The sequence below is a fragment of the Rhizobium sp. LjRoot98 genome (genome assembly GCF_964252935.1).
Taxonomy (GTDB): domain Bacteria; phylum Pseudomonadota; class Alphaproteobacteria; order Rhizobiales; family Rhizobiaceae; genus Pararhizobium.
The window spans coordinates 81,568-99,015 of the sequence record NZ_CAXUPW020000006.1; the positions used below are offsets into that span (position 1 = coordinate 81,568).

The 17,448-nt window shown below is 59.7% G+C and carries 17 protein-coding genes; 15 read left to right on the top strand and 2 right to left on the bottom strand.

Translation table 11 applies throughout. The features are described from left to right. Positions 1–94 precede the first annotated feature (94 nt). Complete coding sequence (locus ACSQ3J_RS19560) at positions 95–493, bottom strand: RidA family protein (RefSeq protein ID WP_060505156.1); 399 nt, start codon at positions 491–493, stop codon at positions 95–97. Positions 494–647: 154 nt separating this feature from the next. Between ACSQ3J_RS19560 and ACSQ3J_RS19565 the strand changes: the two genes are divergently transcribed. The 3 genes from ACSQ3J_RS19565 (at position 648) to ACSQ3J_RS19575 (ending at position 4,291) form a co-directional block, all read left to right on the top strand. Beyond that, positions 648–1,241 carry a TetR/AcrR family transcriptional regulator gene (locus tag ACSQ3J_RS19565; RefSeq protein WP_060505157.1) on the top strand — a complete coding sequence of 198 codons (594 nt, stop codon included), beginning with the start codon at positions 648–650 and terminating at the stop codon, positions 1,239–1,241. 658 nt (positions 1,242–1,899) lie between these two features. Further along, the gene (locus tag ACSQ3J_RS19570) at positions 1,900–3,603 is read left to right on the top strand and encodes a GH32 C-terminal domain-containing protein (protein WP_060505158.1); all 1,704 of its coding nucleotides are present in this window, start codon (positions 1,900–1,902) and stop codon (positions 3,601–3,603) included. 115 nt (positions 3,604–3,718) lie between these two features. Next, positions 3,719–4,291 carry a transglycosylase SLT domain-containing protein gene (locus ACSQ3J_RS19575; RefSeq protein WP_060505159.1) on the top strand — a complete coding sequence of 191 codons (573 nt, stop codon included), beginning with the start codon at positions 3,719–3,721 and terminating at the stop codon, positions 4,289–4,291. A gap of 9 nt (positions 4,292–4,300) precedes the next feature. On the opposite strand, the gene ACSQ3J_RS19580 is transcribed toward ACSQ3J_RS19575, so the two are convergent. Beyond that, positions 4,301–5,212: a LysR family transcriptional regulator gene (locus ACSQ3J_RS19580; protein WP_060505160.1), complete on the bottom strand. Its 912-nt coding sequence runs from the start codon at positions 5,210–5,212 to the stop codon at positions 4,301–4,303. Positions 5,213–5,351: 139 nt separating this feature from the next. Between ACSQ3J_RS19580 and ACSQ3J_RS19585 the strand changes: the two genes are divergently transcribed. The 12 genes from ACSQ3J_RS19585 (at position 5,352) to lpdA (ending at position 17,412) form a co-directional block, all read left to right on the top strand. Continuing rightward, positions 5,352–6,116 carry an SDR family oxidoreductase gene (locus tag ACSQ3J_RS19585; protein WP_060505161.1) on the top strand — a complete coding sequence of 255 codons (765 nt, stop codon included), beginning with the start codon at positions 5,352–5,354 and terminating at the stop codon, positions 6,114–6,116. Between the two features lie 36 nt (positions 6,117–6,152). Beyond that, complete coding sequence (locus tag ACSQ3J_RS19590) at positions 6,153–6,893, top strand: SDR family oxidoreductase (RefSeq protein ID WP_060505162.1); 741 nt, start codon at positions 6,153–6,155, stop codon at positions 6,891–6,893. Positions 6,894–7,028: 135 nt separating this feature from the next. Further along, positions 7,029–7,922 carry a VOC family protein gene (locus ACSQ3J_RS19595; RefSeq protein ID WP_060505163.1) on the top strand — a complete coding sequence of 298 codons (894 nt, stop codon included), beginning with the start codon at positions 7,029–7,031 and terminating at the stop codon, positions 7,920–7,922. Beyond that, the gene (gene kdsA / locus ACSQ3J_RS19600) at positions 7,922–8,764 is read left to right on the top strand and encodes a 3-deoxy-8-phosphooctulonate synthase (protein ID WP_200954908.1); all 843 of its coding nucleotides are present in this window, start codon (positions 7,922–7,924) and stop codon (positions 8,762–8,764) included. Before ACSQ3J_RS19595 ends, kdsA begins: the two co-directional genes overlap by 1 nt. A 133-nt stretch (positions 8,765–8,897) precedes the next feature. Further along, the gene (gene eno, locus ACSQ3J_RS19605; protein ID WP_436039953.1) at positions 8,898–10,172 is read left to right on the top strand and encodes a phosphopyruvate hydratase; all 1,275 of its coding nucleotides are present in this window, start codon (positions 8,898–8,900) and stop codon (positions 10,170–10,172) included. Between the two features lie 134 nt (positions 10,173–10,306). Further along, positions 10,307–10,615 carry an FtsB family cell division protein gene (locus ACSQ3J_RS19610; RefSeq protein WP_060505166.1) on the top strand — a complete coding sequence of 103 codons (309 nt, stop codon included), beginning with the start codon at positions 10,307–10,309 and terminating at the stop codon, positions 10,613–10,615. Between the two features lie 147 nt (positions 10,616–10,762). Beyond that, positions 10,763–11,809, top strand: a complete 1,047-nt coding sequence (gene pdhA / locus ACSQ3J_RS19615) for a pyruvate dehydrogenase (acetyl-transferring) E1 component subunit alpha (protein ID WP_060505167.1) — start codon at positions 10,763–10,765, stop codon at positions 11,807–11,809. A 21-nt stretch (positions 11,810–11,830) separates the two neighbouring features. Beyond that, the gene (locus ACSQ3J_RS19620; protein ID WP_060505168.1) at positions 11,831–13,213 is read left to right on the top strand and encodes a pyruvate dehydrogenase complex E1 component subunit beta; all 1,383 of its coding nucleotides are present in this window, start codon (positions 11,831–11,833) and stop codon (positions 13,211–13,213) included. 14 nt (positions 13,214–13,227) lie between these two features. Further along, positions 13,228–14,571: a pyruvate dehydrogenase complex dihydrolipoamide acetyltransferase gene (locus ACSQ3J_RS19625; protein WP_060505169.1), complete on the top strand. Its 1,344-nt coding sequence runs from the start codon at positions 13,228–13,230 to the stop codon at positions 14,569–14,571. Positions 14,572–14,722: 151 nt separating this feature from the next. Next, positions 14,723–15,364 carry an SGNH/GDSL hydrolase family protein gene (locus ACSQ3J_RS19630; protein WP_112834678.1) on the top strand — a complete coding sequence of 214 codons (642 nt, stop codon included), beginning with the start codon at positions 14,723–14,725 and terminating at the stop codon, positions 15,362–15,364. Next, positions 15,365–15,946 (top strand): GNAT family N-acetyltransferase, encoded by a 582-nt coding sequence (locus ACSQ3J_RS19635; RefSeq protein WP_436039954.1) that lies wholly within the window; start codon positions 15,365–15,367, stop codon positions 15,944–15,946. Between the two features lie 20 nt (positions 15,947–15,966). Continuing rightward, a complete protein-coding gene (gene lpdA, locus ACSQ3J_RS19640; protein ID WP_060505172.1) occupies positions 15,967–17,412 on the top strand; it encodes a dihydrolipoyl dehydrogenase in 1,446 nt (481 codons plus the stop codon). Positions 17,413–17,448: the final 36 nt, after the last annotated feature.

Below are 17,448 nucleotides of genomic sequence, written 5' to 3' on the forward strand. Positions count from 1 at the left end.
GTAATCCGAGGGCCGATATCGGCCCTCGCCGGGAATGTTGAGCACACTATAGTGCGTGAGTTTTCAATTGGATCGAGTTTGCCACGGCGGGAAATCACGCGTCGGTTGGAATGCGCGCGATAACCTTGATCTCGAAATCGAAGCCGGCGAGCCAATTGACACCGATTGCGGTCCAGTTAGGGTAAGGCGGCTTGCTGAAAACCTGTTGCTTGACGGTCATGATGGATGGGAACTGGTTTTCGGGGTCAGTGTGAAACGACATCACATCCACGATATCATCGAATGTGCATCCGGCTGCGCCCAGCGTGGCCTCAAGATTTTTAAAGGCTAGTCTGACTTGCTGTTCAAAATCAGGTTCAGGCGTTCCATCGGTGCGGCTGCCGACCTGCCCGGATACGAACAGAAGGTCACCGGATCGAATGGCAGCAGAATAACCATGCTCCTCATAGAGAGCATGTTTGTTCGGGGGGAAGATTGCTTGGCGTTGTGTCATTTTCATCTCTCGTAATGGGATGGGACCGCATTTGGTGAGCGGCGCTTTGTACTTCACAGGTCATGCTATTTCATATACGGTGCGTATACGAAATAGCAGCATGCGCCTCGCATGTCAATTTCGTATACGAAGCGTATATGAATTTGAGGATAAGATGGCCAACCGGCGCCTCGAGATGATGGAAGAAAACCGCGTCAAGCTGATTGCGGCCGCACGCAGGGCCTTTGCCGAAAAAGGATATTCAGCCGCGTCAATGGACGATTTGACCGCTGAAGTTGGTCTGACGCGTGGCGCCCTCTATCATAATTTCGGGGACAAACGGGGGCTTCTGGCGGCAGTTGTCGAGCAGATCGATTCTGAAATGGCTTCGCGCGCGCAACAGATCGGGGCAGGGGCGGGAGGCGATTGGCAGTGTCTGCTGGCCGAAGGTGCGGCCTATATCGAGATGGCGCTGGATCCTGAAGTGCAACGCATCGTCTTGCGCGATGGTCCTGCCGTCTTGGGTGACCCGTCGCAATGGCCGAGCCAAAGCAGTTGTCTACAGGCGACCCGGCAAACGGTAGAGCGATTGATTTTACAAGGAGTTCTTAAACCTGTGGATGCCGAAGCCGCCGCCCGCCTTCTCAGTGGGGCAGCACTCAATGCTGCGCTTTGGATCGCTGCCAGTGACGATCCGCAGGACGTCCTGCCGAAGGCTGTCGAGGCATTCCAGTCCCTGGCCACGGGTCTTCTGGTGAGGCTCGCATAAACGGCCCTTGCTCGCGCCAATTCCAAACCAGCGCGCCATCTCAAAGAAAAATTATCCCCGCAAATCCCCGCCCTGAAAAACCGTGTGATGATCATGGGGTTCTGTCACGGATACACCGCAAGACGTTTGCGGCGAGGCAGGGCTGGCGCTCCACGTGAAGCCTCACCGTCTCCTGCAAGGAGGCTGCGAACGTCAGGCGGACCGGAAGGAGAGCCCCCGGAAAATGGATTCCCCCTGTCCTTCTGGGGCGGGTGTGCCTGTGTGGCACGCATGCCGGGATGAGGATCGTGACGTACCGGAACCTTGATGCTGAACGCCGGAACCGGAAATCTATGTCGCGTCGATCGTCCCGGGTCAGAGGATCCGCAGTCGGGGTCTGTAGGGAGGAGAGCTCCCGAGAGAACGCCAAACGGGGCGCTGGAAGGCGTCAATTAAATTTACTCATTAGAGGCGGTTTCCAGTGCCCCGTCCGATTGAGTGCATGTTTTTTCAAAACCACGGCGGACACCGCGCGGGGATGCTTTTGCTGTCCGCTACGCCGGATCGTTGTCTTTACATCCAGCAGTTTGGCACTAGGTCGCTTGAATGGCTTTTGGGAAAAGCCTGCATCGTTTCTTCATTCGGGAGGCCGCTGCGGGCCGGAAGAAGGAGCGCGGGAATGGCGGATGAAATCACCACGGAAACACTGAAGGTCTTGCGCGCCGACGTGCCGCTCAGCGCCACGCTGCATGTCTGGCTGAAGGCGCTGACGCCCGATGCACCGGGCACGATGGCGTTCATGCTCGGCGGCGACAAGATCGGCGAAGTCTCCGTCAGCAATGCCGAGGAATATGTGTTCCGTACCTTCGTCGCCACCAGCGGCGGTGCGCTCTCCTGTGTCTACGACAGGACGACGACGGCGGTCTCCGTCGCCTATTTTTTCAACGCCGCCGAGGTGGTGGAAAAGGGTATTACCGTCATGCACACCAGCGCCGCCAATGCGCCTGCCCCCGTGCCGCATGGCTATCATTTTCGCCCGCCCTTCGGCTGGATGAACGATCCCAATGGCTTTGGCCGTTTCGCCGGGCGCCCGCACCTGTTCTATCAGCATTACTCCCATGGCCTTCGCTGGAACACCATGCACTGGGGCCATGCGGTGTCTAAAGATTATATCCACTGGCATCACATGCCGGTCTTCCTGTTTCCCTCCGAAGACCTGACGGCGCGGCCGGACCGGAGGGGCGGGGCCTTTTCCGGTTCCGCCATCCCGATTGAGAATGACGGCGGCATCCGCGTCTTCTTCACCGAACAGGTGATCGATCGCACGCCGGAAACCCAAGTGCAGCTGACCGCCACCTCGCACAACATCATCACCGCCAGCCAGGCGGAAATCATTCTGCCCAATCGCCCGGCGGGCCTTGGCCTGACGCTCGATTTCCGCGACCCTTACGTCGTCAAGGGGCCGGACGGCCTGTGGAAAATGGTGCTCGGCAGCCTCAGCCAAAAAGGCGGCGTCATCCTTCTTTATGAGACCGATGATCCCACCGGCGCCGATGGCTGGCGTTTTACCGGAACGCTGCTGCTGGAGGAGCGGTTCGGCACCGCCGTCATCGAGTGCCCCTGCCTGCTGCCGCTCGATGGCCCGGCGAATGATCCGAAGACCCGTTGGGGCCTGATCTACGGATTGATGAACAGCACCCATGCCGATACCGGACGCAAGAACCTGACGCTGATTGCGGTCGGACATTTCGACGGGGTTCGCTTTCTGACGGATTTCGAGCAGGAACTGGATTTCGGCACCGACAACTATGCCTTTCAGGCTTTTGTCGATGACGGCGCACCGGTCGGCATCGGCTGGCTCGCCAATTGGGCGGATGTCTCCCACACGATCGATTTCCCAACCGCGATGACCCTGCCAAGAAACCTGCATCTTCAGGACGGCGCGGTGCTGACGCCACCGGTTTCGGCGGTCGAGAGCCTGCGCAACGGTGTAATCGACGAAACCAGACTTGTGACCGGCGAAACCGTTCGTCTGGAAACCGGCGCCGTCGAAATCCTGCTGGAACTGTCCTGGCCCGGCGCGCCCTTCGTTCTCCATTTCGATCATCCCGATGTGGATCTGGCGCTGCAACTTGATGCGGAGGGCCTGTCCATCCTCTACACCCTCCCGGGCGTCGTCACCCTGCCGCGCTACATCGCCCGCGGTGCCCGTCCCGTCAGTCTGCGGATTTTCCTCGATGCGGGCTCGATCGAGGTCTTTGCCGATCATGGCCGCTGGGCGGGAACGAAACGCATCGAAGGGTTCGAGCCGGTTCGCTCGGCACGTCTGGAGGCCGAGAAGGGTTACGTTACGTCAGGCAAAATTTTGGCGTTGAAACTATAGGCTTTTCCGTTCGGAATCGGTCGGAGACGGGTAAAAGGGCCGTCCCGATTTATCTAAAAACCTCTCTTTAACGTTTACCGGTTAGTAATCTCTCTGAAAGTGAGAGACTTGAGCGATGCGTATTGCGTTTATCGTCGCCCTTCTGCTTCTGGCCGGTTGTGCGAGTGCCCCAAGGGATACCCGGAATGCCTGCGCGATTTTCGAGCAGCGTGACGGCTGGTTCAACAATTGGCAGCGCGCCGCAAACCACGCCGAGCGTCAGTATGGCGTGCCGGTGCATATCCTGATGGCGACGATCTACACCGAATCCGGTTTCCGCCCGAATGCCCGGCCGCCCCGCACCAAACTGTTCGGCTTTATCCCGTGGAAACGCCAATCGACCGCCTACGGCTTCTCGCAGGCGCTGAACGGCACATGGTCGGAGTACAAGCAATCGACCGGCAACCTTTTGGCGCGGCGGACGAAATTCTCCGACGCGATCCACTTCGTCGCCTGGTATCACAACAAGAACAGCCGCAAGAACGGCATTGCCCGCAACGACGCCTACAATCTCTATCTGGCGTACTATCTCGGGGATGCCGGCTACAGAAAAGGCGGCTGGCGCGGCAATACCCAGCTGCAGAAGGCAGCCCAGCGCTCGGCAAATATCGCCAATGCCTATGCTAAGCAGTTGCGTTCCTGCAATTGAGCAGCGTGCTTAATTTGAGAAAGCTGGATCCCAATACGGCGGGCTGCCGAATGCGGCCCGCAGATGATCGGCGATCGCCCTTAATTTGACAGATGGACGCCGTCCTTCAGGGTGCGCGATGTGGATATATTCAAGCTCCGGCTGGACGCCGATATCGATGGTCTCGAGTTTGCCTGCAGTAACGTCCGCACCAACGATGAACATCGGAATGAGCGCAATACCGAGGCCCGCAATAGCCGCGTCGCGCAGCATGTCGCCATTGTTGAGGCCGAGCCCCATCTTGCCGCGCACGATCACCGTGCCGCCGATGCTGGGAAAGCGCCAGTCGGCAACGCCGCGATTGGTGTAGAAGATGCCGCGATGCTGTTCGAGTTCCTCGATGGATGCTGGCTTGCCGTTGTCCCTGAGATAGGCGGGTGAGGCTACCAGCACGCGCCGGCTTGGCGCCAGGCGCCAGGCCATCAAACGTGAATCGGCGATCGGCCCGTTGCGCACGACGGCATCGTATCCATCGGCTGCGGCATCAACCCGCCGATCATCGAGATCAAGCGTCAATTGCACATCGGGGTGTGCGGCTAGAAACGGATAAAGCGCCGGGCCGAGATGCATGCGGCCGAAGGTGACTGGCGCCGAGATGCGCAACGGCCCGGAAATTGTCCCGCGCCGTTCGGCCATGTCGGCGGTGGCCTCGTCGATTTCCTGGACGATCCGGCTGGCGCGCTCCAGAAAGGCCGCGCCATCCTCGGTCAGCGTCAGCTTGCGCGTGGTGCGATGAAGCAGGCTGGCGCCAAGGCTGCGTTCCAGTTCGGCAAGCCGCTCGCTGACCACTGATTTCGATAGCCGAAGCCGCCGGGCCGCCTCGCTGATCGATCCGCTTTCTGCCACCGCGACGAAACTTGTTATGCCATCGAGCTTCATCATTGTTCGGTTTTTCCGGATGCGAGTTCCATGATTTGCAGACTAATCAGAACGTTGGAATAAAGCCATATTCGCCTCAAGCAAACGGCATGAAGAGATAGCCACATGGCGTCTCAACCGCTCTGCCAAAGAGGAAGAGATCATGGAACGCCTGTCCAACAAAGTTGCAATCGTCACCGGTGCCAGCGCTGGCATCGGCCGCGCCACGGCAAAGCTGTTCGCAGCCGAGGGTGCAAAACTCGTCGTCGGTGCCCGCCGCCAGAGCGAACTTGACGCGCTCGTTGCCGAAATCAGGGCTGATGGCGGGCAAGCCGTCGCTCTTGCCGGTGATGTCCGCTCGGAAGATTATGCCAAGGCGCTCGTCGCACTTGCCGTCGAAAAATACGGCCGCCTTGACGTTGCCTTCAACAATGCCGGAACGCTCGGCGAAGCCGGCCCATCAACCGGCGTCTCCGAACAAGGCTGGAATGACGCTATCGCCATCAACCTCACCGGTTCGTTTCTCGGTGCGAAGCACCAGATCGCTGAAATGGTCAAACACGGCGCAGGTTCGGTAATCTTCACCTCGACCTTCGTCGGCTACAGCTTCGCGTTCCCGGGTGTTGCTGCCTACGCTGCCTCCAAGGCTGGCCTTATTGGCCTGACCCAGGCACTGGCCGCCGAATTCGGTCCGCAAGGCGTGCGCGTCAATGCCATCCTGCCAGGTGCTGTCGACACGGACATGTATCGCGAGATGAACAATACGCCTGAATCGCAGTCCTTCATCACCAACCTGCATGCGCTGAAGCGGGTGGCTACCCCTGAAGAGCTTGCCCGCTCGGTGCTTTATCTCGCCTCGGACGATGCGGCGTTCGTCACAGGGACGGCATCGCTCATCGATGGCGGCGCCTCGATCACCCGCACTTGAGCCAGTTCGCCGAACGGCAAAGAGAAGGAATTCATCATGTCACGCTTGCAGAACAAGACGGCCCTGATCACCGGCGGCACCAGCGGTATCGGCCTTGAAACCGCCCGCCAGTTTATTGCCGAGGGTGCCCGCGTTGCCGTCACTGGCACCAGCCCTGCCACCATCGAGGCGGCCCGCGCAGAACTGGGGGAAAGGGCATTGGTCATTCAGGCCGATGCCGGCAACGCCGCTGGACAAAAGGCGGTCGCGGATGCCGTGAAGACCGCGTTCGGTCATCTCGATATCCTGTTCGTCAATGCCGGTGCGGCTGATTTCCGGCCGATCGAACAGTTCGACGAGGAGGCCTTCGATCGCTCCGTCGCGATCAATGTCAAAGGTCCGTTCTTCCTGATCCAGGCGCTTTTGCCGATCCTTGCCAATCCGGCCTCGATCGTGCTCAACACTTCGATCAACGCCCATATCGGCATGCCCAATACCAGCGTCTACGCGCTTACCAAGGCCGCCTTGCTGTCCTTTGCCAAAACCCTGTCGGGTGAACTGATCGGCCGCGGCATTCGTGTCAACGCCATCAGTCCCGGCCCGGTCGCAACGCCGCTCTACGGCAAGCTCGGCATGTCGTCTGCGGATACCGAGGCCATGGCTGCGGCGAAAATCCCTGCTGGCCGCTTTGGCAACCCTTCCGAAATCGCCAAGGCTGTGGTTTTCCTCGCCTCTGACGAATCGACCTATACGGTCGGCAGCGAATTGGTCATCGATGGCGGCATGAGCAATCTCTGATCTCCCACATGGCCCGGTGTTTCACTATCGGGCCATGCCTATACAATCGACACAAAGTTGAAGTTTCAACATTTCCTTGAAATCGACGGTCAAAACGGGCAAAGCACCAGCCAACGACCAGTTTCAGGGAAAATCATGAGCGTTGCCTCCCGTACACCCCGTCTGCTCGACCATCTGGTCCTGCCGGTCATCGATCTGGCAACCGCCAGGCGTCGCTACGAGCAGCTTGGTTTTACCGTCGCTGCGGATGCGCTTCATCCTTTCGGAACCGAAAACGCCTGCGTGTTCTTTTCCGACAAGACCTATCTTGAGCCACTGGGTATTGCCCAGCGCGAGGATTGCGAAGCAGCGGCGCTCGCCGGCAATGCCTTTACCGCTCGTGATCAGGCTTACCGGTTCCGTCGTGGTCAAGACGGGTTTTCCGCAATCGTGGTCAGCAGCGATGATGCAAAGGCCGACCATGCCCGGTTCCAGGAAAGAGGCATTTCGGCAGGTAACATGCTGGAATTTTCGCGGCCGATGAAACTGCCGGATGGTTCCGAAGCTGTTGCCAGTTTTCGCCTGTCGTTTGCCGCCGACCTGCGCGCACCGGATTTCTTCTTTTTCAGCTGTCAGCGCGTCAAGTCGCTGCCTTCCGACCGCGCAGCGTTGGAAAGTCACGCCAATGGGGTGACCGGCCTTGCCGAGGTGGTTTTGTCGGAGCCGAACCCGACCGATTTCCAGTATATCCTTCAGGAGGTGGTCGATGAGCGCGAAGTCTCGGCGCATTCCTTCGGCATGGATATCGAAACCCGCAATGGTGTGAAAATTTCCGTCCTCAATCAGGCCGGCATGTCGGGCTTCTTCGACAAGACGACGTCGGGCCATTCGCGCGGCCTGCGCGGCCGGGCCATCGTCTTCAAGGTTGCCGATCTGGCCGTGACCGAGCATTTTCTTACCGCCAACGCGGTAGACTTCATCAGAAAAGACAATCGCCTGCTCGTTCCGGAAGCACCGGGGCAGGGCGTCATCTTCGCATTCGGAGAATAATCATGCAGACCAATGCAAACGTCGTTGCCGGCAGCGGCGCCAATCAGGTGGTGTTTTCGAATACGCAGAAGCTGTCGCTGATTGCCGGCCCCTGCCAGATGGAAAGCCGCGACCACGCCTTCATGATCGCCGGCACGATGGTCGAACTCTGCAAGTCGCTCGGCCTTGGCTATGTCTACAAGTCGTCCTTCGACAAGGCCAACCGCACGTCGATCTCCGGCAAGCGCGGCATCGGCCTGGAAAAGGCGATGGAAATCTTTGCCGACCTGAAGAAGGAATTCGGCTTTCCTGTTATCACCGACATCCACACGGAAGAGCAGTGCGCGCTGGTTGCGCCGACCGTCGATATCCTGCAGATCCCGGCCTTCCTCTCACGCCAGACCGACCTTCTGGTTGCCGCTGCCAAGACCGGTCGCGTCATCAACGTCAAGAAGGGCCAGTTCCTCGCCCCCTGGGACATGAAGAACGTGCTTGCCAAGTTCACCGAAAGCGGCAATCCGAACGTTCTGCTCTGCGAACGCGGCGCCTCCTTCGGCTATAACACGTTGGTCTCGGACATGCGCTCGCTGCCGATCATGGCGAGCCTTGGCGCGCCGGTGATCTTTGACGCCACCCATTCCGTGCAGCAGCCGGGCGGGCAGGGCGCATCGTCGGGCGGTCAGCGTGAGTTCGTTGAGACCCTGGCTCGTGCGGCCGTTGCCGTCGGTGTCGCCGGTGTGTTCATCGAGACGCATGAGGACCCGGACAATTCTCCGTCCGATGGCCCCAACATGGTCTACTTGAAGGATATGCCGCGCCTGTTGGAAACGTTGCTGGCATTCGATGCGGTCGCGAAACGCTGAGTGCGGGTTTTGTGAATTTTTCTTGAAGGCCGGGCGCTGGCTGCGATTGCTCAGGCCCCGCCATTGTAATTTCCGGTCCATGACTTATGACAGGGCCATCCTCCACCACCATGTTTGAAGCAGGGAAGAGATCATGACTGCAATCATCGACATCATCGGCCGCGAAATTCTCGACAGCCGGGGCAACCCGACCGTCGAAGTCGACGTCCATCTCGAAGACGGCAGCTTTGGCCGCGCCGCCGTTCCCTCGGGCGCTTCCACCGGCGCACATGAAGCTGTCGAACTGCGTGATGGCGGCAAGCGCTATCTCGGCAAGGGTGTCGAAAAGGCTGTCGAAGCCGTCAACGGCGAAATCTTCGAAGCCATCGGCGGCATGGATGCCGAAGACCAGTTGCACATCGATGCAACGATGATCGAGCTGGACGGCACGGCCAACAAGTCGCGTCTTGGCGCCAACGCCATCCTCGGCGTTTCGCTCGCTGTTGCCAAGGCCGCCGCGGAAGCCTCCAACCTGCCGCTGTTCCGCTATGTCGGTGGCCCGAACGCCCGCCTTCTGCCGGTGCCGATGATGAACATCATCAACGGCGGTGCGCATGCCGACAACCCGATCGACTTCCAGGAGTTCATGATCATGCCGGTTGGCGCCGACAGCCTGCGTGACGCGGTTCGCATGGGCGCGGAAGTCTTCCACGTTCTCAAGAAGGAACTGTCGGCCAAGGGTCACAACACCAATGTCGGCGACGAAGGCGGCTTTGCTCCGGGCCTGAACAGCGCCACGGAAGCGCTCGACTTCATCATGAAGTCGATCGAAAAAGCTGGCTACAAGCCGGGCGAAGACATGTTCCTCGGCCTCGATTGTGCCTCGACCGAATTCTTCAAGGACGGCAAGTATGTCATGGAAGGCGAGGGCCGCACGCTCGAGCCGGGCGCAATGGCCGAATACCTGGCCGAACTGGCTGCCAAGTACCCGATCGCTTCGATCGAAGACGGTATGGCTGAAGACGATTGGGAAGGCTGGAAGACGCTGACCGATCTCGCGGGCAAGAAGTGCCAGCTGGTCGGCGACGATCTGTTCGTCACCAATTCCTCGCGCCTGCGCGACGGCATCAAGATGGGCGTCGCCAACTCGATCCTCGTCAAGGTCAACCAAATCGGTTCGCTGTCGGAAACGCTCGACGCCGTCGAGACTGCACACAAGGCTGGTTATACCGCCGTCATGTCGCACCGCTCGGGCGAAACCGAAGACTCGACCATCGCCGATCTCGCCGTTGCCACCAATTGCGGACAGATCAAGACCGGTTCGCTGTCGCGCTCTGACCGGCTTGCCAAGTACAACCAGTTGATCCGTATCGAGGAACAGCTGGGCCCGCAGGCAAAATATGCCGGCCGCTCGATCCTGCGCGGCTGATCCGCACAAGCATCGCAATGATGAAACCCGCGTCTGGAAACGGACGCGGGTTTTTCGTTGCCGGCTTTATGGTCAACGGTCGGTTAATCAATGGCTGGTAGCGTGTTTAAGTATTGCGTATCAGGGCATGATCTATGTGGACCAAACACCATAAAAAACGGCAGCTGGGGCGGTTTGTCATGCCGCTCATCACTATCGCGTTCCTTAGCTATTTCGGTTATCATTCCATTCATGGCGACTTTGGGCTGAAGGCGACGGAGACGTTTGACCGGCAGCGCATCGAGCGTCAGGCACGGCTGGATGAGCTGACCGCAAAGCGTCAGGTGCTGGAAAAGGAAGTTGCTCTGCTCAGCGACGGCTCGCTTGAGCGTGACATGCTGGACGAAAAGGCGCGGTTTGGGCTGAACATGTCTCGCAGCGACGAAATCGTTATTTTTCACTGAGTTGCCACATTAACCGGAAACAGGTTAATTCCAAATACTCTATTCTTATCAATGGTTTGATGGGAATATAAGCCATGCAAATATGGCATTGCTGTGATCGCATTCTTTCCCTATGGTACCGCAAAAGCCAACCATAGGGAGGATTGAATGGCACCGCGAAAATCCGCGTCCGTTTCCAGTCGCAAGGCAGCTGCAAAGCCAGCTAAAAAGGACTTCACCAAGGGCACGATCGCCGAGTTCGATCGCGATACCGATCTGAAGGCCTATCGCGAAATGCTCCTCATCCGCCGTTTCGAGGAAAAAGCGGGCCAGCTCTATGGCATGGGCTTCATTGGCGGTTTCTGTCACCTCTACATCGGCCAGGAAGCTGTCGTCGTCGGCATGCAGATGGCGCTGAAGGAAGGCGATCAGGTTATCACTGCCTATCGTGACCACGGTCATATGCTCGCTTGCGGCATGAGTGCACGTGGCGTCATGGCCGAGCTGACCGGTCGCCGCAGCGGGCTTTCCCGCGGCAAGGGTGGCTCGATGCACATGTTCTCCAAGGAAAAGAATTTCTACGGCGGCCACGGCATCGTCGGTGCGCAGGTCTCGCTCGGCACCGGTCTGGCCTTTGCCAATCGCTACCGCGGCAATGACAACGTTTCGCTTGCCTATTTCGGCGACGGCGCCGCCAACCAGGGCCAAGTCTACGAGAGCTTCAACATGGCGGCTCTCTGGAACCTGCCGGTCATCTACATTGTCGAGAACAACCGCTATGCCATGGGTACGTCGGTGTCGCGCGGCTCTGCCGGTCACGATTTTTCGCAACGCGGCGTAGCGCTCGGCATTCCCGGCTTCCAGGTTGATGGCATGGACGTACGCGCCGTCAAGGCGGCGGGTGATGAAGCTGTCGAGCATTGCCGGGCAGGCAAGGGGCCGATGATCCTCGAAATGCAGACTTACCGCTACCGCGGTCACTCGATGTCCGATCCGGCCAAGTACCGCTCCAAGGACGAAGTGCAGAAGATGCGCTCCGAGAACGACCCGATCGAAAAAGTAAGGGTGCGCCTGCTGGACAACGGCTGGGCGAGCGAAGACGAGCTGAAGGCAATCGACAAGGAGGTTCGCGACATCGTTGCCGACAGCGCCGATTTTGCCCAGGCCGATCCGGAGCCGGATGTATCCGAGCTCTACACCGATATTCTGCTTTAAGACCGGGACGAGGAAAACATCATGCCTATCGAAATTCTGATGCCCGCTCTGTCCCCGACGATGGAAGAAGGCACGCTCAGCAAGTGGCTGAAAAACGAAGGTGACAAGGTCACTTCCGGCGACGTGATCGCCGAAATCGAAACCGACAAGGCGACCATGGAAGTGGAAGCCGTTGACGAAGGCGTTATCGGCAAGCTCCTGATTGCTGCCGGCACCGAAGGCGTCAAGGTGAATACCGCGATTGCAGTCCTGCTGCAGGACGGCGAGAGCGCCGGGGATGTTGCCGCGCCGAAGGCCGCGGCACCTGTTGCTGCAGAGCCCGCCAAGACCGAAGCACCGGCAAAGTCGGAAGCATCCGCGCCCGTTCCGGCCCAGCCGAAAGCTGACATTCCCTCCGACCCGGATATTCCGGCCGGTACCGAAATGGTCTCCACCACCGTGCGCGAAGCGCTTCGTGATGCGATGGCCGAAGAAATGCGCCGCAGCGAAGACGTCTTCGTCATGGGCGAGGAAGTCGCCGAATACCAGGGCGCCTACAAGATCACGCAGGGGCTGCTGCAGGAATTCGGTCCCCGCCGCGTTGTCGACACGCCGATCACCGAACACGGCTTTGCCGGTATCGGCGTCGGTGCTGCGATGACCGGCCTGCGCCCGATCGTCGAGTTCATGACCTTCAACTTCGCCATGCAGGCGATCGACCATATCATCAACTCGGCGGCAAAGACCCTCTATATGTCCGGTGGACAGATGGGCGCTCCGATGGTGTTCCGTGGTCCGTCGGGTGCTGCTGCCCGTGTCGGCGCCCAGCACTCGCAGTGCTATGCCGCTTGGTACAGCCATATTCCAGGCCTCAAGGTCGTCATGCCGTACACGGCCGCTGACGCGAAGGGTCTGCTTAAGGCTGCGATCCGCGATCCGAACCCGGTGATCTTCCTCGAAAATGAAATCCTCTACGGTCACTCCTTCGATGTGCCGAAGATGGACGATTTCGTCCTGCCGATCGGCAAGGCGCGCACACATCGCGTCGGCAAGGATGCCACCATCGTTTCCTTCGGCATCGGCATGACCTATGCGGTCAAGGCTGCAGCGGAACTGGAGAAGGAAGGCATCGACGTCGAGATCATCGACCTCAGAACCATCCGTCCGATGGACCTTCCGGCGGTCATTGAATCGGTCAAGAAAACCGGCCGTCTGGTCACCGTCGAGGAAGGCTTCCCGCAGTCCTCCGTCGGTACCGAAATTGCCACCCGCGTCATGCAGCAGGCCTTCGATTATCTCGATGCGCCGATCCTGACGATCGCCGGCAAGGACGTTCCGATGCCTTACGCCGCCAACCTTGAAAAGCTGGCCCTGCCGAATGTCGGCGAAGTCGTCCAGGCGGTAAAGACCGTCTGCTACAAATAAGGGAGGGTGAAGAGATGCCTATCAACATCACCATGCCAGCCCTTTCGCCGACCATGGAAGAGGGCAACCTCGCCAAATGGCTGGTTAAGGAAGGTGACAAGGTCTCCGCCGGTGACGTTCTCTGCGAGATCGAGACCGACAAGGCGACGATGGAAGTCGAAGCCGTCGACGAAGGCACCGTGGCCAAGCTCGTCGTTGCAGCAGGCACCGAAGGCGTCAAGGTCAATGCCGTGATCGCCATCCTCGCTGCTGATGGAGAAGACATTGCTGCTGCCGCTTCCGGCGGCGGTGCGGCACCGGCTGCGAAGGCCGAGCCTGCCAAGGCTGAAGCCGCACCGGCAAAAACAGAAGCGGCACCAGCCGCTGCTCCGGCCCCGGCTGCCGCACAGGCATCGGCTCCGGCGTCATCCGGCATGCGCACCTTCTCATCGCCGCTGGCCCGCCGTCTGGCCAAGGATGCCGGGATCGATATCTCGGCTGTTGCCGGCACGGGCCCGCATGGCCGCGTGATCAAGAAGGATGTGGAAACTGCCGTTGCCGGTGGTGGCGCAAAAGCTGCACCTTCCGCTGCTGCTCCGGCAACCGCGGCCGCATCTGCTTCGGCACCACTTGCCAAGGGCGCGTCCGACGAAGCTGTTCTCAAGAACTTCGCCGAAGGCTCCTACGAACTCGTGCCGCATGACGGCATGCGCAAGGTGATCGCCAAGCGCCTGCAGGAGAGCAAGCAGACCATTCCGCATTTCTACGTCTCCGTCGATTGCGAACTGGATGCGCTGCTTGCGCTGCGTGCGCAGCTCAATACGGCAGCGCCGGAACGGGACGGCAAGCCAGCCTACAAGCTCTCGGTCAACGACATGGTCATCAAGGCGCTTGCCTTGGCCCTGCGCGACGTTCCGGATGCCAACGTCTCCTGGACCGAAACCAACATGGTCAAGCACAAGCACGCCGATGTTGGTGTTGCCGTGTCGATCCCGGGTGGCCTGATCACGCCGATCGTCCGCAGCGCCGAGCTGAAGAGCCTGTCGGCCATCTCCAACGAGATGAAGGATCTCGGCGCCCGCGCCAAGAGCCGCAAGCTGAAGCCCGAAGAGTTCCAGGGCGGCACGACGGCTGTGTCGAACATGGGCATGATGGGCGTCAAGAATTTCGCCGCTGTCGTCAATCCTCCGCATGCAACGATCCTTGCGATCGGGGCCGGCGAGGAGCGGGTCGTGGTCAAGAAGGGCCAGATGGTCGTTGCCAATGTCATGACCGTGACGCTGTCGACCGACCACCGTGCCGTCGATGGCGCGCTTGGAGCCGAACTGCTCGGCGCGTTCAAGCGCTACATCGAAAGCCCGATGGGCATGCTGGTCTAAGTGAATTTTCCCTCCCCCTCGCGGGGAGGGTGTCCGCTTACGTCCGTGAGCGAAGACTCTTTCACGCGACGGCGTCGCGTGACTTGATTCCTGTGACAAGTACAGGGAAGTTTAGGTTTTCGGGTCATTGGCTCGCTGAAGGTCGATCTTGATGAAAACAGTCCTCTGCTATGGTGACAGTCTGACCTGGGGATATGACGCCGAGACCGGCGGGCGGCATGCCTTGGACGACCGCTGGCCAAGTGTCCTGCAGAAGGCGCTGGGCAGCGGCGTGCACGTGATTGCCGAAGGTCTGAACGGTCGCACGACGGCTTACGACGACCATCTGGCTGATTGCGACCGCAACGGCGTGCGTATCCTGCCGACCGTCTTGCAGACCCATGCCCCGGTCGATTTGGTTATTCTTCTGCTTGGCACCAACGATATGAAGCCCTTGGTGCATGGAACCGCTTTTGGCGCGGTGAAGGGCATCGAGAGACTGGTCAAGCTCGTCTGGCACCACAGCTGGCCGGACGTTCAGGCCGAAGCGCCTGAAATCCTGATCGTTGCGCCGCCGGTGATCTGCGAAACGGCGAATGCTAATTTTGCGGCGATGTATGCAGGCGCTATCGATCAGTCATCGATGCTGGCCTCGCTTTATGCCGATCTGGCCGACGAACTCGGTTGCGGATTTTTCGATGCCGGTTCGGTGGCGCGGACAACGCCGCTCGATGGGGTGCATCTGGACACGGAAAACACACGCGCCATCGGACGCGGCCTTGAGCCGATGGTCCGGATGATGCTCGGGCTCTGAATGACGGCGGCCTTGCATTTGCGGGCGGCGGAACGGTGGGATGCGGCAGATCTGGCCATCCTGGTCGATATCGCCTCGCATGGTTTTGCGACCTGGCTTTGGCACGGCGCCGTGATGCGCGGAACCAAGGATACCGCCATGGAGCAGGGGCGGTCGCGGATGCGGATGGATGACGAGCCGGGCTCCTGGAAAGATGCGACACTGGCCGAATGGAACAATGAGATTGCCGGCGTTTCGATCGGCTACGATCTGGATGAGACCGTGCGCGAGATGATCGCGCCGCATCCGGTGATCAAGCCGTTGCTGGAGTTGCAGGTCATGGTGATCGGCAGCCGGTTCATCGACAGTCTGGGTGTCTACCGGCACCATCGCGGCAAGGGTATCGGACGGGCACTGTTGACCCACGAAATCGATAAGGCCAAGGGCAGGCAGGTCAGCCTGATCACCGAAAGCCATAATGACACGGCGCTGGCGCTCTATGCAGCCAACGGATTTGCGGAGAAGGCGAGGCTTGCAGCCGTGCCGCTCTTTGAGGATAGCAAAAGGCATGAATGGGTTTTGCTGGCCCGGAACATGACCTAAGGAAGAGGCAGGAAACAAGAATGGCAAACTCCTACGACGTCATCGTGATCGGTTCCGGCCCCGGCGGCTATATCGCGGCCATCCGCGCAGCCCAGCTGGGCCTGAAGGTAGCCGTGGTCGAGCGCGAGCATCTGGCCGGCATCTGCTCCAACTGGGGCTGTATCCCGACCAAGGCGCTGCTGCGCTCTGCCGAAGTACTGCACCTTGCAGAGCACGCGAAGAACTATGGCCTGACGCTCGAAGGCAAGATTTCGCCGGATCTGCAGGCCATCGTCAAGCGTTCACGCGGCATTGCCGAACGCATGAATGGCGGCGTCGCCTTCCTGATGAAGAAGAACAAGGTCGACGTGATCTGGGGCGAGGCCAAGCTCACCAAGGCCAACGAGATCGTCGTTGCCAAGACCACCAAGGCGATCGTCCAGCCGCAGGGTCCGATCCCGAAGAACACTTTGGGCGAGGGCACCTACACCGCCAAGCATATCATCGTCGCCACCGGCGCCCGTCCGCGCGCGCTGCCGGGCATCGAGCCGGATGGCAAGCTGATCTGGACCTATTTCGAGGCGATGAAGCCGGAAGAAATGCCGAAGTCGCTGCTGGTTATGGGCTCCGGCGCCATCGGCATCGAATTTGCCTCGTTCTACCGGACCATGGGCGTCGATGTGACCGTGGTTGAGGTCATGAGCCAGGTCATGCCGGTCGAGGATGCCGAAATCTCCGCCTTCGCCAAGAAGCAGTTCGACAAGCAGGGCATGAAGATCATCCTTGATGCCAAGGTGACGAAGGTCGAGAAGGCCGCCAACTCGGTGACGGCCCATGTCGAGAAGAAGGACGGCTCGGTCGAGAAGATCACTGCTGACCGGATGATTTCGGCTGTCGGCGTCCAGGGCAATATCGAGAACCTCGGTCTCGAGGCGCTCGGCGTCAAGACTGATCGCGGCTGCATCGTCATCGACGGTTACGGCAAGACCAACGTGCCGGGCGTCTACGCGATCGGCGACGTTGCCGGCCCGCCGATGCTGGCCCACAAGGCAGAGCATGAAGCCGTCATCTGCGTCGAAAAGATCGCCGGCCTGCCGAACGTTCATCCGATGGACAAGCTGAAGATTCCGGGCTGCACCTATTGCAACCCGCAGGTTGCCTCCGTTGGTCTGACGGAAGCCAAGGCCAAGGCCGAAGGCCGCGACATTCGCGTTGGCCGCTTCCCGTTTGTCGCGAACGGCAAGGCGATCGCGCTTGGTGAAGACCAGGGGCTGGTGAAGACCATCTTCGACAAGAAGACCGGCGAACTGCTCGGTGCGCATCTGGTTGGCGCCGAAGTCACCGAACTGATTCAGGGTTTTGTCGTTGCCATGAACCTCGAAACAACCGAGGAAGACCTGATGCACACGATCTTCCCGCACCCGACGATTTCGGAAACGTTGAAGGAAAGCGTGCTCGATGCCTATGGGCGTGCACTGAACGCTTGATTGTGCTAGGGCTCGCCTCCATCTGAAGGCGGGTCA